This is a genomic window from Streptomyces sp. NPDC003247, from assembly GCF_042888135.1.
Lineage (GTDB): Bacteria > Actinomycetota > Actinomycetes > Streptomycetales > Streptomycetaceae > Streptomyces.
Genome location: NZ_JBIAPF010000001.1, coordinates 694,102 through 710,263, shown reverse-complemented (window position 1 = coordinate 710,263; position 16,162 = coordinate 694,102). Strand labels below are relative to the sequence as shown.

Below are 16,162 nucleotides of genomic sequence, written 5' to 3'. Positions count from 1 at the left end.
TACGGAACGGTCCCGCCGCCCACCGGAACTCCGGTCACAGGGTCCGTACCCCGACCTGTTCCCAGGCCTTCTGGACGGCCCGGAGCTCCCCGCTGCCGTCGCCGAAGCGCTCCCGGGCGGCCTTGACGGTCAGCTTCGCGAAGTCGGTGAACAGGGCCCGCTCCGGCAGTTCGCCGCCGGTCAGCACGTCGTACCAGACCTGGCCCGCCTTCTCCCAGGCGAAGCCGCCGAGGGCGGTGGCGGCCAGGTAGAAGGCGTGGTTGGGGATGCCGGAGTTGATGTGGACGCCGCCGTTGTCGCGGCCGGTGCGGACGTAGTCGTCCATGGCGGCGGGCTGCGGGTCCTTGCCGAGGACGTCGTCGTCGTAGGCGGTGCCCGGGGCCTTCATGGAGCGCAGGGCCTGGCCGGTGACGTCCGGGGCGAGGAGTCCGGCGCCGATCAGCCAGTCGGCGTCGCCGGCGGTCTGGCCGAGCGTGTACTGCTTGATGAGCGAGCCGAACACGTCGGACATCGACTCGTTGAGGGCGCCGGGCTGCCCGTAGTAGGTGAGGTTCGCCGTGTACTGGGTGACGCCGTGGGCCAGTTCGTGGCCGATCACGTCGACGGCGTTGGTGAAGTCGACGAAGATCTCGCCGTCGCCGTCGCCGAACACCATCTGCTCGCCGTTCCAGAAGGCGTTGTTGTAGTCCTCGTCGTAGTGGACGGTGGCGTCCAGGGGCAGGCCGTCGCCGTCGATGGAGTGGCGGCCGTAGGCCTTGAGGAAGAGCTCGAAGGTGGCGCCGAGCCCGGAGTAGGCGCGGTTGACCGTGGCGTCCCGGCCGGGGTCCTCGCCCTCGCCGCGGACCTCGGTGCCGGGCAGGTCGGTGCCGTGCTCGGCGTCGTAGACCGTGCGCAGCGGCTGGTCCGACGGAGCCTTCACGGCCGGGGCGGCGGCCAGCCGGAACTCGGTGGTCACCCGGCGGCGGGAGCGCAGCTCGCTGTCGCGCACCAGGGTGCGCCGGGCGGGACCGGAGAGCGCGGGGTCGTCGTGGTGGGCCAGCCGGTCGAGGACGTGGGGCGGTACGACGGTGCAGAAGACGGGCTCGAAGCCCCCGTGAGTCGTCATGCCGGGCACCCTTGCACTGTGTGACCGCCCTGTCACCGGTGGCAACCATGATTGGTGAAAAACGGCGACATGGGGCCCCGGGCGGCCTCGGTGAGTGGTATGGCGCACGTTTTGCCCTGTTCGTCCCCGCGGTCCCGCATACTGGAACAGGCCCGCGTGCCTGATGCGGCTCGGCTAGAGTGCAGAGCACTATGCGTTTCGGGCTGCTTCTCCTTAGCTGCCGCGGCGAGGGCCTGTAGTCGAGGCCGACTCCCTCCCCGCGGAGCTTGGCGTTGCGTTGTCGGCCGTCCTTCCGGACATCCTGAGGAGCCACCGCACCATGGCGAACCGCCAGCAGCCCAGCACTATGCCGATCCACAAGTACGGCCGGTACGAGCAGGTAGACCTCCCCGACCGGACCTGGCCCGAGAAGCGGATCACCGCCGCTCCCCGCTGGCTCTCCACCGACCTGCGCGACGGCAACCAGGCCCTGATCGACCCCATGTCGCCCGAGCGCAAGCGCCGGATGTTCGACCAGCTGGTCGCGATGGGCTACAAGGAGATCGAGGTCGGCTTCCCGGCCTCCGGCCAGACCGACTTCGACTTCGTGCGCTCCATCATCGAGGAAGAGGGCGCGATCCCGGACGACGTCACCATCTCCGTGCTGACCCAGGCCCGCGAGGACCTGATCGAGCGGACCGTGGAGTCCCTGAAGGGCGCCAGGCGGGCCACCGTCCACCTGTACAACGCCACCGCGCCGGTCTTCCGCCGGGTCGTCTTCCGCGGCTCCAAGGACGACATCAAGCAGATCGCCGTCGACGGCACGCGGCTGGTCATGGAGTACGCCGAGAAGCTGCTGGGCCCCGAGACCGAGTTCGGCTACCAGTACAGCCCCGAGATCTTCACCGACACCGAGCTGGACTTCGCGCTGGAGGTCTGCGAGGCGGTGATGGACGTCTACCAGCCCGGACCGGGCCGCGAGATCATCCTCAACCTGCCCGCCACCGTGGAGCGTTCGACGCCCTCCACGCACGCCGACCGCTTCGAGTGGATGGGTCGCAACCTCTCCCGCCGCGAGTACGTCTGCCTCTCCGTCCACCCCCACAACGACCGCGGCACCGCCGTCGCCGCCGCCGAGCTGGCGCTGATGGCCGGCGCCGACCGCGTCGAGGGCTGCCTGTTCGGGCAGGGCGAGCGCACCGGCAACGTCGACCTGGTCACCCTGGGCATGAACCTGTTCTCCCAGGGCGTCGACCCGCAGATCGACTTCTCCGACATCGACGAGATCCGTCGTACGTGGGAGTACTGCAACCAGATGGAGGTCCACCCGCGCCACCCGTACGTGGGCGACCTGGTCTACACGTCCTTCTCCGGCTCCCACCAGGACGCCATCAAGAAGGGCTTCGACGCCATGGAGGCCGACGCCGAGGCCAAGGGCGTCACCGTCGACGACATCGAGTGGGCGGTGCCGTACCTGCCGATCGACCCCAAGGACGTCGGCCGCTCCTACGAGGCCGTCATCCGCGTCAACTCGCAGTCCGGCAAGGGCGGTATCGCGTACGTCCTGAAGAACGACCACAAGCTGGACCTGCCCCGCCGGATGCAGATCGAGTTCTCCCGGCTCATCCAGGCGAAGACGGACGCCGAGGGCGGCGAGGTCACGCCGAAGGACATCTGGGCGGTCTTCCAGGACGAGTACCTGCCCAACCCCGACAACCCGTGGGGCCGCATCCAGGTCAGGACCGGCCAGTCGACCACCGGCTCCGACGGCGTGGACACCCTCACCGTCGAGGCCACCGTCGACGGCGAGGACACCGTCCTGACCGGCTCGGGCAACGGTCCGATCTCGGCCTTCTTCAACGCCCTGGAGTCCGTCGGCGTCGACGTACGCCTGCTGGACTACCAGGAGCACACGCTGAGCGAGGGCGCCTCCGCGCTGGCCGCCTCCTACATCGAGTGCGCGATCGGCGACAAGGTCCTGTGGGGCATCGGCATCGACGCGAACACGACGCGTGCGTCGCTGAAGGCGGTTGTCTCGGCCGTCAACCGCGCGAGCCGCTGATCACCCTGACGGGGAGTTTGAGGCCCCGGTCGCCGGAGACGGCGGCCGGGGCCCGTCGTATATCGGCCACCCCTTCGTGGAGGTCACGGAAAGGTCTCGTCCTGGGTGCTGACTCCGCCCGCGTGATGTGGCTAACATCACGCAGACGCACGGCGATGTTGCCGCGCGGTGACGGAGGTGCGACGTGCTGCCAGGACGGGGACGAGACGGCCGGGCCGGCGGGCTTGCCCGCATCCTGGGCACCCGCACCGCGTGGACGCCCGTCGGGGACGGCGAGTTCTTCTGCCCCGGCTGCGGCGGCGACCGCAACTACCAGCGGCTGACCGGCCGGCGCCGCCTCACCGTGCTGGGCCTGCCCGTGCTGCCGCGCGGCGCCAGCGGCCCGATCGTCGAATGCGTCTCCTGTCTGCGCCACTTCGGCACCGACGTCCTCGACCACCCCACCACCGTCCGCTTCTCCGCCATGCTCCGCGACGCCGTCCACACCGTCGCCCTCGCGGTCCTCTCCGCGGGCGGCACCTGCACCCGTACGTCCCTGGAGACGGCGGCCGTGGCGGTGCGCGCGGCCGGCTTCCCGGAGTGCACGCGCGAACAGCTCGCCGCCCTCGTCGACGCCCTCGCCGCCGACACCGGCCGCTCCTACGGCCCGCCCTGCGCCCCCGGCCTGGCCATAGAGCTCCACGAGGCCCTCGACCCGCTCGCCCCGCACCTCGCCCCGGCCGGCCGCGAATCGATCCTGCTCCAGGGCGCCCGGATCGCCCTCGCCGACGGCCCGTACACCGCCGCCGAGCGCGAGGTCCTGGGCACCGTGGGCGCCGCGCTGACGCTCCGCCCGGACGACGTGACCCGGCTGCTGGCCACGGCACGGACCCCGTCCTGATACTCCCGGGGGAGTAGTCCACCGGGCCGGCCGCCCGCCGCAGTACCCCCGAACTCGCCTTCACGCGCGACGATCCGCGCCGCCGGGGCCGGAAGTCTGGAAGCCGCAACCGGACATCCGCGCCGAAGGGAGGGCCCGACTCATGGGGGCCGGGACAACGAAGGGCACACGCGCCATCCCCTGGGTGGTGCTCGCACTGTGGGTGGGCGTGCTGGCGATCGCCTCACCGTTCGCCGCGCGACTCGCCGACGTCCAGCACGACCGGATCACCGACTACCTGCCCGCGAGCGCCGACTCCACCGAGGCGGCCGAGCTCCAGCAGCGGCTGCCGGGCGGCGAGACCACCGAACTGGTCCTCGTCTACCACCGCGACGGCGGACTCACCGCGGCCGACCGGAGCACCGCCGCGGAACAGGTCGCGCGGGTCGCGGGGGAGCACGCGCTGACCGGGACACCCGAGGGGATCCCGTCCGAGGACGGCACGACCCTCATGTACCCCGTCGTCAGCAACGAGCCCGGCACCGACGAGAAGAAGCGGGACGCCTTCGTCGACGCCGTACGCGACGTCGCCCACGACGAGGGCGGGATGACGGTCGAGGTGGGCGGCGCGGGCGCGCTCTCCGCCGACGCGAGCAAGGTTTACGACTCGCTCGGCGGGCCCCTGCTCTACACCACCGTCGGCGTAGTCGCCGTCCTGCTGATCCTGATCTACCGCAGCCCCGTGCTGTGGCTGGTGCCGCTCGCCGTCGCCGGCGTCGCCGACTACCTCTCCATGGGCGTGGCCTACGGCCTGAACCAGGTCTTCGGCACCTCGGTGTCCGGCCAGAGCTCCGGCATCATGACCATCCTCGTCTTCGGCGCCGGCACCGACTACGCCCTGCTGCTCGTCTCCCGCTACCGCGAGGAACTGCGCCGGATCGAACGGCCGTACGACGCCATGCGGGCCGCCCTGCGCGGCTGCGGGCCCGCCGTGCTCGCCTCGTCGGGCACCGTGGCCGCCGGACTGCTGTGCCTGCTCGCCGCCGACCTCAACTCCAACCGGGCGATGGGCCCGCTCGGCACCGTCGGCATCCTGTGCGCGCTGGCCGCGATGCTGACCCTGCTGCCCGCCGTCCTCGTCCTGCTGGGCCGCCGGGTGTTCTGGCCGCTGGTCCCCGCCTACGGCAGCACGCCCCGGGCCCGCCGGTCGCTGTTCGCCGCGATGGGCACCTCCGCGGGCCGGCGCCCGCTCACCGTGCTCGCCGGGGGAGCGGTCCTGCTCGGCGCGCTCGCCCTGGGCGTCCTGAACCTGCCCGGCACGGCCAAGCAGGAGGACGCCTTCGTCGACCGGCCCGAGTCGGTCACCGCGATGCGGACCCTCGCGCGGGCCTACCCGGAGGGCTCCGCCCAGCCCATCGACGTGCTCACCCCCACCGGCCGCGCCGACGCCACGCTCGCCGCGGCCCGGGGCGTCGACGGAGTCGACGACGTGCGCCGGGGACGGACCGGGGGAGGCTGGACCGAGCTCTCCGTGACCGCGTCCGCGCCACCCCAGTCGGCCGCCGAGACCGCGACCATCGAACGCCTGCGGGACCGCCTCGACGGCTCCTACGTCGGCGGGGCCAGCGCCCAGCAGCTCGACCTGAAGGACACCAACGCCCGCGACCGGCTCGTCGTCGTCCCGCTCGTCCTGCTGTCGGTGCTGCTGATCCTGGTCGTGCTGCTGCGCTCCCTCGTCGCGCCGCTGCTCCTCACCGCCGCCGTGGTCGCGGTGTGGTGCGCCGCGCTCGGCCTCGGCGGACTGCTGTTCGGACCCGTGTTCGGCTTCGAGGGCACCGATCCGGGGCTGGGACTGCTGTCCTTCGTGTTCCTCGTCGCCCTCGGCGTGGACTACGGCATCTTCCTCATGCACCGCATGCGGGAGGAGTCGCTGCGGGGCGCCGAACCGTCCGCCGCCGCGCTCACCGCGCTGCGCACCACCGGCGGGGTCATCGCCTCCGCCGGACTGGTCCTCGCCGCGACCTTCGCCGTGCTGACGAACATGGGGCTCGTCCAACTCGTCGAACTGGGCTTCGTCATCGCCGTCGGGGTGCTGCTGGACACCTTCGTCGTCCGCACCTACCTGGTGACCAGCGCGAGCGTGGCACTGGGACGCAGGGTGTGGTGGCCGGGGCGGCTCTCGCGGGCACCGGAGCCGGACCGGACGCGTGAGCGCGAAGCGGTCGCCGGCTGATCCGGAGGGCGCCCTTCTCTGCCGGAGGGGCGCCCGCTCCGGCAGGATGGGGACGGGGAGAGGGGGAGCGGTGGGACGCTGGGTGTCGGGAGGGCGCGCCGATGTGTGGCTCGCCGCCGGATCCGCCGCCGTGGCCGCCGTGCTGGGGCTGTTCGTCGAGGACGGGCGGCCCCCGGACGCGGCCGGCTGGGCGCTGCTGCTGTCCGCGCAGGTCCCCCTCGTGTGGCGGCGCCGGCATCCCATGGCCGCGCTGCTCGCGGTGGTGTCGTGCGTCGCCCCCTACCACGCGCTCGACTACACGCACAGCGCGGCCGTGCCGGTCGGCATGATCGCCCTGTACACCGTCGCCGTGACCGGCGGCGCCCGCCGCACCCTGCTCACCGGCACCGCCGTCGTCGGGATCATGCTCGTCGTCAACGCTCTCGTCAGCCCGCACCAGCTGGCCGAGGTCCTGCGCATCTCCGGCTGGATCGTCTCGGTGCTGCTGTTCGGCGGCTACACCCGGGTCCACCGCGAGATGGCCGCCGCCGCCCTGGACCGGGCCGAACGCGCCGAACGCACCCGCGAGGAGGAGGCCCGCCGCCGCGTCGCCGAGGAGCGCCTGCGCATCGCCCGCGACCTGCACGACCTGCTCGCGCACAGCATCACCCTCATCGGGGTCCAGACCTCCGTCGCCGCCCACGTCCTCGCCGCCGACCCCGGCCGGCTCGACCGCGCGGCCGTCGCCAAGGCCCTCGACGACATCGCCGGCACCTGCCGCAGTGCCCGTGGCGAACTCCGCACGACGCTGGAGGTGCTGCGCGACCCCGGCGCGCCCGAGACCCGGGGCCCGCTCCCCGGACTGCACGGCCTGCCCGGCCTCGCCGACACTGCCCGGGCGGCGGGCGCGAGCGTCGCGCTGACGGTACGGCACGGCGAGGTACCGCCCGCGATCGGCGCGGCCGCCTACCGCATCGTGCAGGAGGCCCTCACCAACGCCGTCCGCCACGGCGGCCGGGACGGTCTGGACGTACGGGTGAGCGTCCACGACGACGGGGGCGCCCTGCGGGTGACCGTCACCGACGACGGTGCCGGCGCCGGATCCGGGGCGCCTGGCTTCGGGCTGGTCGGGATGCGGGAGCGGGCCCGCAGCGTGGGCGGCACCCTGGAGGCGGGACCGCGACCGGGGGAGGGCTTCGAGGTGACTGCCGTACTGCCCATGGGGGAGAACCGATGAGTGCGATCCGGGTGCTGCTCGCCGACGACCAGACGCTGGTGCGGGCCGCGTTCGCGATGCTCGTGGAGTCGGCGCCGGACATGGAGGTCGTCGGACAGGCCGGCACCGGGCGGGAGGCCGTCGAGCTGGCCCGCCGCGAGCGCGCCGACCTGGTCGTGATGGACCTGCGCATGCCCGATCTCGACGGTATCGAGGCGACTCGGCTGATCGCCGCCGACGAGGACCTCGCCGGGGTGAAGGTGCTGGTGCTGACCACCTACGACACCGACGAGGACCTGGTCGAGGCGCTGCACGCGGGCGCCTCCGGGTTCCTGGTGAAGGACACCCGGCCCGCCGACCTCCTCGACGCGATCCGTACCGTCGCGGGCGGCGAGGCGCTGCTGTCACCGGGGCCGACGGCCCGGCTGATCGCCCGTTTCCTGCGCAGCCCCGCCGTACCGGCCGCCCACGGCGGACCCGAGCGCCTGTCGGCACGGGAGCGCGAGGTCCTTGCCCTGGTCGCGCGCGGCCTCACCAACACCGAGATCGCCGAGACCCTCGGGCTCAGCCCGCTCACCGCCAAGACCCACGTCAGCCGCATCATGGGCAAGCTGGGCGCCCGGGACCGGGCCCAACTGGTCATCATCGCCTACGAGTCGGGGCTGGTGACACCGGGCACGGCCGGCACCCCCGGCTGACCCGTCTCCCGGCGGGCTGTCGGGTTTCCTGCCGGGTTGTCGGGTTTCCCGCCGGGCTGTCGCGTTTCCCGTCGGGCTGGTCCGTCTCTTGTCGGGCTGCCCCGTTCCCCGCCGGGCTGTTGCGTCTCCCGCCGGGCTGTCCCGTCCTCCCGGCCGACCCGTCCCCTCCCGGCCGACCCGTCCCCTCCCGGCCGACCCGTCTTCCCCCGGCCGGCCCGTCTTCCCCCGGCCGGCCCCTCCCCTCCCGGCGGTCAGAGCAGCCCGGCCTCGATCAGCCGCTGCTGCACCCGCTCCACCTCCCGCGGCGACAGCGGCACCTGGGGCTCCGCCGTCGCCGGGCAGGCGATCACGCCCTGGAGGTGCAGCGCCGCCTTGAACGCGCCGATCGCCGCCGAGCTGGCGCCCATTCGGGCGGGGTCACCGGCGCCCACGATGCGGAACAGGGCGCACAGCCGCTCCTGTTCGGCCCGCGCCGCCTCCAGGTCGCCCGCACGCCACAGACGGTCGAGACGGACGTAGGCGTGCGGGTCGACGTTGGCGAAGCCGGGGACCGCCCCGTGCGCGCCGAGCGCGAGGGCCGCGTCGACGAGCAGTTCGGAGCCGGTCAGGACGCTGAAGCCGGGAATCGTCCGGGCGCCGGCGACGACCTCGCGGAAGCCGGCCAGGTCACCGCTGGAGTCCTTCAGCCCGGCCAGCACCCCGTCCGCGGCCAGCTCCAGGACGACGTCCGCGGGGAGCTCGGTGTGGACGGCGGCGGGCAGGTCGTAGGCGAGGACGGGGACCGGGCTCGCGGCGGCGACCAGCCGGTAGTGGCGGGCGATCTCCGCCGGGTGGGTCCGGGTGTAGAAGGGCGAGATCACCACCACCGCGTCCGCGCCCGCCTCCGCGACGGACGCGACCTGCTCCAGCACCCGGGGCGTCGTCATGTCGATCGCCCCCGCCAGCACCGGGAGCTGTCCGCCCACGTGCGCCACGGTCGTCTCCACCACCAGCCGGCGCCGGCGGTCCGTCAGGTACGCGGCCTCCGAGGTCGTGCCGAGCACGAACAGCGCGTGCACCCCGGCCGCCACGAGATGGTCGACCAGCCGCAGCAGCGAGTCCACGTCCACCTCCCCCTCCGGCGTCAGGGGCGTGCACAGGGGCGGGACGACACCGGTCAGCGGGGCGGGGAACGGCATGAGGACTCCCTGGCGGCTGGACGTGCGGGCGACGCACGGGCGGGGCGCGGGCGGGGCGCGGGCGACCAGGGAAGTGTCCCCCCGCACGTCCTACGGAAGCGTCTTCTCGTACGTCGCGTCGGTGTCGGAGTCGTAGACCAGCTTTCCGGCGGCGTCGTAGCCCTTGATGTGCGGCGCCGCCGTGACCTGCCGGCCCAGGACGCCGGCGGCGACGAACCAGCCGTGGTCCAGCGCGGCCGTGGCGCTGCTGTCGCCGTAGGACACGGTCACCTTCGCCACCGAGGACTCGACCCGGCCGACGACCTCCCAGCGGAACGGCAGCTTCCAGGCCCCCTTGTCCAGGAACGACTGCTGGTGGAGCTTGCCGCCGTTGATGTCGGCCATGACCGGCCCCGCCCCCTCGGCCCCGGCGTCGGCGGTGCCGGTGTTGATGCCGGACGCCTCCCCGTTCTCGACGTTGCAGATCACCCGGAAGCCCGCGGGTTCCTCCTTCACCGCGACGACGTACGCGCCGTCGCCGGGGGAGTCGGTGTCCCCGGTGCTCCGCATGGCCAGGACGATCCGGTAGTCCTCGGCGCGGCCCAGGTGGCTCTTGTCGATGCCGCCCGACGCGTGCGCCCTGTCGTAGGCGAGGCACTTCTCCAGACCGTCCGCCGCCTGCTGGTACGTCACCCCGTCCAGCAACTGCCCGTCCGTGGCGGGCCGGGCGGGCCCGTCGGCGTCCGGCGCCGGGGTCGGGGTCGCCTCCGTGCCGCGCGGGGCGCTCACCGACGCCATCGGCGTCGCCGGGCCGGTGCCCCGCCCCCCGTCCCCCCGGCCACGGCGTACGCGCCCACCGGCACGACGGCCAGCGTCGCCAGTGCCGCGCCCGCCGCCGGCGCTCCAGCACGCCCCGCCGCCGGATCTCCGGGTAGGGCGCGGCCGCGGGCCTCTTGTTCGGCCTGCATCAAGCACCCCTCCTCGCCCTCCAGACCACCGTGCGGACCGAATCGGTTGCCCGTCCGCCGCGGCCGCGTTCGAATGGGGGCATGGCGGATGGGGGCAGGGCGGAGGAACCGGAGCACGCGGACCGGGGCGGGCGGCTCGCCGAGAGGGCCTGGCGGCCCGGACGGCCCGGTGTCCTCGTGCTGCCGTCCGGACGCCTCGTGCGCGGCCGCGGCCTGCGCCGGCCCCTCGACCCGGCGGCGCCCCTCCCGTCGTACGGCCTCTACCTCCTGGGATCCCGGCCGCCGCGGGTCTCGTGGGAGGCGCGCTGGGTCCGCTGGCCCGACTTCCGGCTGCCCGCCGACCGGGCCGACGCGCGGGCGGCGCTCGCCGAGGCGTGGCGGCGGGCGGCCGAGGAACCGGTCGAGATCGCCTGTGCCGGCGGACGCGGCCGTACGGGGACGGCGCTGGCGTGTCTGGCGGTGCTGGACGGCGTACCGGCCGGGGAGGCGGTCGCGTTCGTGCGCCGGCACTACGACCGGCACGCCGTGGAGACGCCCTGGCAGCGGGCCTACGTACGGAGGTTCGGCCGGGCGGGTGGCGCGGACGTCACCGGGGAGTCCGCGGACGGGACCGGCGGAACCGCGGAGTGGACCACGGGCGGGACAACAGGCCGCGGCGGCGCAGGCTGAGCGTCATCAGCAGGCGGTGCTCGCCGGGCCCGAAGTAGTCCTTGCGGGGGCCGTCGGGGTCGGGCACGAAGCCGAGGGAGCGGTAGAGGGCGACGGCCGAGTCGTTGCCGGGTTCCACGGAGAGCGACACGGACCGCACGCCCGCCGCGCGCAGATGGCCGAGAATGCGGGTCATCAGCCGCCTGCCGAGGCCCTGTCCGCGCAGTCCGGGGGCGATGCCCAGGCTGAGGATCCAGCTCCGGGCCGCGTCCGGCGGGGTCGACAGCACGTAGCCGCCGAGGTCCGTGCCGTCCTCCAGCACGAACACGAAGTGCGGGAACGAGGCGAGGAGCTGGCGCAGCACGAAGTACGGGTACGGGTCGCCCGGGAACGCCTCCGCGTCGAGACGGACGATATGGGGGAGATCTTCCTCCGTGGCCGCTCTGATCCGTAAGCGCCTTTCTCCGGACACCTGACTGTCCGTCGAACCGGCGGCCGACGGAAAACGATCTCCGGGAAGAGGAGTCATACCGTCCCCTTGTGAAGGATCGACAAAATGAATGGTCCGTGCGCTGCTTCTTGTGCGATATGCATACCTGATCGTCCATCATTGCCCGGTGCATCCACGCCTTCAAGACCTCCGCGTGCTGCTAGGCTGAACCAATGACCCCGGAGTCGCCCGCCGCCGACGTAAAGAATGCCGATGTGTCCTGGGACGCCTTCGATCCCGAGGAGTACATCAAGCACAATTACATCGCGATCCAGCCGGTGGACCGGGAGATCCTCACCCGTGTGCGTGATCACTTCCGTGATCATTTCCGAGGCTCGACGGGCCGGGTCCGCGCCGGTATCGACGTCGGCGCGGGACCCAATCTCTATCCCGCCCTCGCCATGCTCCCCTGGTGCGACCGGATCACCCTCCTGGAGCGGTCCGCGGCCAACCTCGGCTACCTCGAGAGCCAACTCCCCGGCTACGACGCGAACTGGGACCAGTTCTGGGACGTCCTGCGCGAGCGGCCGGAATACGCCGATCCCGGCCTCGACCCCCGCACGCGGTTCGCGGAAGCCGTCGGAAAACCCGTGGCGGGAAGCCTCTTCGACCTCTGCGGCGGGGACGAACGCTGGGATCTCGGCACCATGTTCTTCGTCGCGGAATCCATCACGGCCTCGCTCCGGGAATTCCGGGACGGGGTGGGCTGCTTTCTGCGTTCCCTGAATCCGGGCGCCCCCTTCGCCGCCGCATTCATGGAACATTCCGAGGGGTACAGCGTCGGCGCGGAGAAATTCCCCGCCCGAGACATCGACAGTGCCGAGGTGACCAGCGTGCTGGCCGATTACGCGGAGGGTGTCAGGATCCACCGCATGGCCAATCCGAAGCACCTGGTGCGCACCGGATACACCGGAATGATCCTGGCCTGCGGACGACGGAAAGACTGACTCCCGATCCGTTTGTTCCATGGTGACGGGCCTGTGCGAGGGGAATGGGCATGCAGATCAAGCCGAGACAGAATCTGCTCGAAGTGTGGCAGGCCGTCGCCCGCCATTCCTTCGACGGCGGAGAATGGGACTGGGGTGCCTGGGGCGGCCGCAGCAGCGTCGCCGACGCCGAGCGGCTGCTGTGCCTGCTCTACCCCGCCACCGAGATCACCGCGCTCCGTCTCGACGACCCCGACACCACCCAGCGGGACGTGGAACGGTCGCTGAGGAGCGCGGGCGACGCCGCCGAGATCCCCGGCAACCTCGTCCAGGTCCTCTCCGAGTTCATGGAGCAGCACCGCGGCGACGAGGGCCCCGCCTTCGCCGGCGGCTACTACTTCACCCCCGAGGACCCCGACCAGGAACTCTCCAAGGAACAGCGGGACGTGGGAGTCGTCGACTCCTACTCCATGTCGGTCACCCTGTGCCTGGCCACCCTCGGCTTCCTCAAGGTCTACCGGGGCAAGACCCAGCGTGCGAGCACCCGCGAGCGCATCGACCGGCTCCAGGAGGCCACCAGCGCCCGGCTGACCGCCGCCATGGTGAGCCTGCTGCGCTCCTTCACCGTCAACGTCGTCGACGTCTCCTCCGACCAGGGGCAGGCCCTCACCCGCCTCCTCGGCCAGGGCCGGCTCTCCGAACGGCAGGTCCTGCACCGCTTCCAGACGCGCTTCAAGGCGCTGCGCGCCGTCATCAGCGAGAGCGTCACCCTCGGCCTCGACAGCGACGTCACCGACGAACTGCGCAACGAGAACCGGCTGTTCGAGTGCGGCTGGGCCTGGAGCCTGGTGAAGGGCTCCCCCGAGATCGATGTCGAGGAGGAGACCGCCGCCGGCATCGGCAAGCAGCCCGCGGGCGTAGCCCACCCCACGCCCTACCTGTACTTCACCGTCGTCGCCCTCGACGGCATCCCCGACCTGTTCTCCGAGCGCACCCTCGTCCTCGGTCTGCTCGACGCCGAACAGCAGAGGCTGGCCGACGCGCTGCGGCTGCGCTGGGAGATCACCCAGCAGTACTGGTCCGCGATCGCCCGTTTCGGCGACGGCACCTGGCCGCTGGAGGAGATCCCCTGGCGGACCACCCTCCAGCAACTGGAGTCGGAGTACTTCTCCCTCTCCGTCGCCTCCATCCTCGTCCACGACCTGGTCCGCCGCCGCGCCACCGACGACGACCTCACCCGCACCGTCAGGGTCATGGAACGCCTCGCCGAACGCGGCCGCATCACCAGCGGCATGACCCGCGACGACCCGGCGATCGTCCTGCACGCCCCCGGCGTCAGCCTGCCCCTGCTGGGCAGCGACGCCCTCGGCCCCGCCATGAAGTGGACCATGGCGGACTTCTCCGCCCAGCTGCTCAAACGGACCATCCAGCTCTGCTCGCTGTCCCGGAACATCACCTCCCAGGACCGCCTGCTGCGCCTCGCCGAGGACATCCTCGACCACCTCTGGCAGCGTCGCATCGGCGAGGGCGACGGCGTCGGCCTGTGGGACGACGCGCACGCCGTCTACCCCGACGCACCCGTCCGCCGCGGCCCGCTGTCCTGGAGCGTCACCGAGCGCGTCACCGAGTGCATGGTCGCCGCGCACGCCCTCTACGACCAGCCGCCGATCCGCAGCGCCGAACTCTCCGCGCTCGCGCGGGCGCTGATCAGCGAGTCGGCCCACCTCTTCGGCAAGGAGCAGATGGAACAGCCCGCCCCCACCCCCAGGAGCCCCCAGGGCGAGGAGATCAAGGGGATCGAGGCGGACCTGCGCCGCGCCCGCCACCTGGTCGACGAGCAGCCCGGCACCGCCTACGCACTGGCCCTCGGCGTCCTCACCCGGCTGGACACCCTCGCCCGCGCCCGGGGCGACAACGGCCCCCAGGGGGTGTGAGACGTGCTCGTCTTCGCCGCCTCCGACAAGGGGGGCACCGGCCGCTCCGTCACCAGCGCCAACCTCGCCTACCACCTCGCGCTCGACGGGGACGACGTCTGCTACCTGGACTTCGACTTCGGCTCGCCCACCGCGGCCGCCGTGTTCGACCTGCCCGACATCCTCACCGAGGCCGAGGGCCGCGGCCTGCACGCCTACCTGAAGGGCAAGACCGGCGAGCCCCTCCGGGTCGACGTCTGGGCCCGCACCGAACACCCCCAACTGCGCAGCCGGCCCGGCGGATCCGGACGGCTGGTGCTGCTGCCCGGAGACCGCACCGGCGGGGAATTCGTCACCGACGAGGAGAACCTGCACCGCTGCGTGGACCTCGTCCTGCGGCTGAAACGCGAATTCGACGTGATCATCGTCGACCTGAGCGCCGGACGCAGTTATGCGATGGACCTCGCACTCGCCGCGACCTCACCGCGCGGCGGCCTCGGACGCCTGAAAACCCGATGGCTCGTCTATCACCGCTGGACCCGGCAGCACGTGATGGCGGCCGCCGAACTCGTGTACGGCAGACAGGGCATTGCGCAGGCCGGTGCGGCCATGGGCCACGACACCGATGCGCTTTCCGCCGCGATCCGCTTCGTGCGGGCCGCCGTACCGAATCTCGACTCGCCGCTGTGGTCGCAGGTCTCGCCCGCGCAGTACGCGTGGATGCGGCAGTGCGACACCCAGCTCGAGGAAATCGCCGCCGGCCGCGGTATCGGCAGGACACGGGTGCTGGCGTCCATTCCGCTGGAACCCGTCCTGCAATGGCAGGAACGCCTCATCACCGACGAGGACGTCCACGACCGCCGGATCGCCAACGCCGAGACCTGGAAGGCCATGGGCGAACTCGCCCGGCGTCTCACCGACGACAAGTACTGGGGGCAGCTGTGAGCGGGCCGGAGACCGTCTTCCGGGAGACCAGCGCGCAGCCGCGCACCGAATCCGTGCCCTATTCCCATCTCTCCCTGGAATTGGGCCACTTGTACATGGAGGACTTCACCGAGGGGCCCGACCGGCTGCGCCGCCACTTCGCCGCCGTACGGCCCTGGGTGGAGGCCGCCCGGGCCGGCGTCGGCCCGCTGCCGGCCGGCAAGCGGCCCCGGATCAGCACCTGCTTCCTGATCGACGACTACTTCAGCCGCCTGTCCACCCCCGCCGAGCTGATACCCCCGCTGCTGGCGGCGGCCGCCGAGGCGGGCCTCACCCTCGACTACCTGGCCCGCGAGTCCGGTTGCGCCGCCGCCGAGCCGGGCCGGCGCGACCGCGCCGCACTCGCCGAGTCCGTCCTGCACCGGCTGGTGGAGTCCCCGCCGCCCGGCAGCAACGGCTTCCGCCCGCCCGTCAGCCGCACCGGCTGGCTCACCAACGGCCGGCGCGCCCCCACCCGCCGCACCTCCGCCGCCCTGGACGCGGCCGGCGGCGTCTGGGAACCGCCGAGCGAGACCGGAGCCCGCGGCCACTCCGTCTTCATGGACGTCGAACTGTGGAGCGGCACCGAGGACGAGCGCACCTGGTCCTGCGCCTTCCTCGCCTCCGTGTGGCAGCTCGTCCGGCTCGGGCTGCTGCGCGACAACGGCCGCGCGGTGCTCACCCCCGCCCCGTGGGACGCCAAGGCGTTCCCCTCCGAGTGGGACGCCCTGCCGCCCGTCGTCCGCCTCAACCCGCTGGCGGCGCCCTTCACCGCGTACACCACGTGCAGCGTCCTGCCGGCCCGGTTCCTGCCCGTGGAGCACGCCGTCCGGGTCGTCCTCGACCAGGTCCACGTGGAGGCCGAGGCGCTGCGCCAGGTCGCCGAGCGGTCCGCCGGCGAGGGCTTCCCCGTCCCCGCCGGCGTCGTGGACCGCACCTCCTACGTGTTCCCGCCGGGGCTGTGAC

The 16,162-nt window shown here is 72.6% G+C and carries 13 protein-coding genes and 1 pseudogene; 10 read left to right on the top strand and 4 right to left on the bottom strand.

All coding sequences use genetic code 11. From position 1 onward, the window contains the following. Positions 1-34: 34 nt before the first annotated feature. On the bottom strand, positions 35-1,105 hold the full coding sequence (locus ACFYWQ_RS02995) for a M4 family metallopeptidase (RefSeq protein ID WP_389512196.1): 1,071 nt from the start codon (positions 1,103-1,105) through the stop codon (positions 35-37). A gap of 319 nt (positions 1,106-1,424) precedes the next feature. Between ACFYWQ_RS02995 and leuA the strand changes: the two genes are divergently transcribed. The 5 genes from leuA to ACFYWQ_RS02970 all read left to right on the top strand — a co-directional run bounded on the left by leuA (position 1,425) and on the right by ACFYWQ_RS02970 (position 8,131). Continuing rightward, entirely contained in the window at positions 1,425-3,146 is a 1,722-nt protein-coding gene (gene leuA, locus ACFYWQ_RS02990) for a 2-isopropylmalate synthase (RefSeq protein WP_389512194.1), read from the top strand. 184 nt (positions 3,147-3,330) lie between these two features. After that, complete coding sequence (locus tag ACFYWQ_RS02985) at positions 3,331-4,026, top strand: TerB family tellurite resistance protein (protein ID WP_389512192.1); 696 nt, start codon at positions 3,331-3,333, stop codon at positions 4,024-4,026. 142 nt (positions 4,027-4,168) lie between these two features. Next, a complete protein-coding gene (locus ACFYWQ_RS02980; protein WP_389512190.1) occupies positions 4,169-6,238 on the top strand; it encodes an MMPL family transporter in 2,070 nt (689 codons plus the stop codon). Positions 6,239-6,284: 46 nt separating this feature from the next. Then, a complete protein-coding gene (locus ACFYWQ_RS02975; protein WP_389512188.1) occupies positions 6,285-7,454 on the top strand; it encodes a sensor histidine kinase in 1,170 nt (389 codons plus the stop codon). Further along, positions 7,451-8,131 carry a response regulator gene (locus ACFYWQ_RS02970; protein WP_389512186.1) on the top strand — a complete coding sequence of 227 codons (681 nt, stop codon included), beginning with the start codon at positions 7,451-7,453 and terminating at the stop codon, positions 8,129-8,131. The genes ACFYWQ_RS02975 and ACFYWQ_RS02970 overlap by 4 nt, the downstream gene beginning before the upstream one ends. A gap of 251 nt (positions 8,132-8,382) precedes the next feature. On the opposite strand, the gene ACFYWQ_RS02965 is transcribed toward ACFYWQ_RS02970, so the two are convergent. Next, positions 8,383-9,309 carry a dihydrodipicolinate synthase family protein gene (locus ACFYWQ_RS02965; protein ID WP_389512184.1) on the bottom strand — a complete coding sequence of 309 codons (927 nt, stop codon included), beginning with the start codon at positions 9,307-9,309 and terminating at the stop codon, positions 8,383-8,385. Positions 9,310-9,399: 90 nt separating this feature from the next. Continuing rightward, entirely contained in the window at positions 9,400-10,077 is a 678-nt protein-coding gene (locus ACFYWQ_RS02960; RefSeq protein WP_389512182.1) for a hypothetical protein, read from the bottom strand. 260 nt (positions 10,078-10,337) lie between these two features. On the opposite strand from ACFYWQ_RS02960, the pseudogene ACFYWQ_RS02955 reads away from it, so the two are divergent. Next, positions 10,338-10,823: pseudogene (locus ACFYWQ_RS02955) on the top strand (protein-tyrosine phosphatase family protein); the annotation flags it as partial. Positions 10,824-10,842: 19 nt separating this feature from the next. Here ACFYWQ_RS02955 and ACFYWQ_RS02950 read toward each other — a convergent pair. Then, positions 10,843-11,376: a GNAT family N-acetyltransferase gene (locus ACFYWQ_RS02950; protein WP_389512180.1), complete on the bottom strand. Its 534-nt coding sequence runs from the start codon at positions 11,374-11,376 to the stop codon at positions 10,843-10,845. Positions 11,377-11,567: 191 nt separating this feature from the next. On the opposite strand from ACFYWQ_RS02950, the gene ACFYWQ_RS02945 reads away from it, so the two are divergent. Genes ACFYWQ_RS02945 through ACFYWQ_RS02930 form a run of 4 tightly spaced genes read left to right on the top strand, consistent with a single transcriptional unit; the run spans position 11,568 to position 16,161 of the window. Next, positions 11,568-12,341, top strand: coding sequence for an SCO2525 family SAM-dependent methyltransferase (locus ACFYWQ_RS02945; protein ID WP_389512177.1), 774 nt, complete (start codon positions 11,568-11,570; stop codon positions 12,339-12,341). A 50-nt stretch (positions 12,342-12,391) separates the two neighbouring features. Continuing rightward, positions 12,392-14,254 (top strand): SCO2524 family protein, encoded by a 1,863-nt coding sequence (locus ACFYWQ_RS02940; protein ID WP_389512175.1) that lies wholly within the window; start codon positions 12,392-12,394, stop codon positions 14,252-14,254. Positions 14,255-14,257: 3 nt separating this feature from the next. After that, the gene (locus tag ACFYWQ_RS02935; protein ID WP_389512173.1) at positions 14,258-15,178 is read left to right on the top strand and encodes an SCO2523 family variant P-loop protein; all 921 of its coding nucleotides are present in this window, start codon (positions 14,258-14,260) and stop codon (positions 15,176-15,178) included. Continuing rightward, positions 15,175-16,161, top strand: coding sequence for an SCO2522 family protein (locus ACFYWQ_RS02930; RefSeq protein ID WP_389512171.1), 987 nt, complete (start codon positions 15,175-15,177; stop codon positions 16,159-16,161). Before ACFYWQ_RS02935 ends, ACFYWQ_RS02930 begins: the two co-directional genes overlap by 4 nt. The last annotated feature ends 1 nt before the right edge of the window (position 16,162 follow it).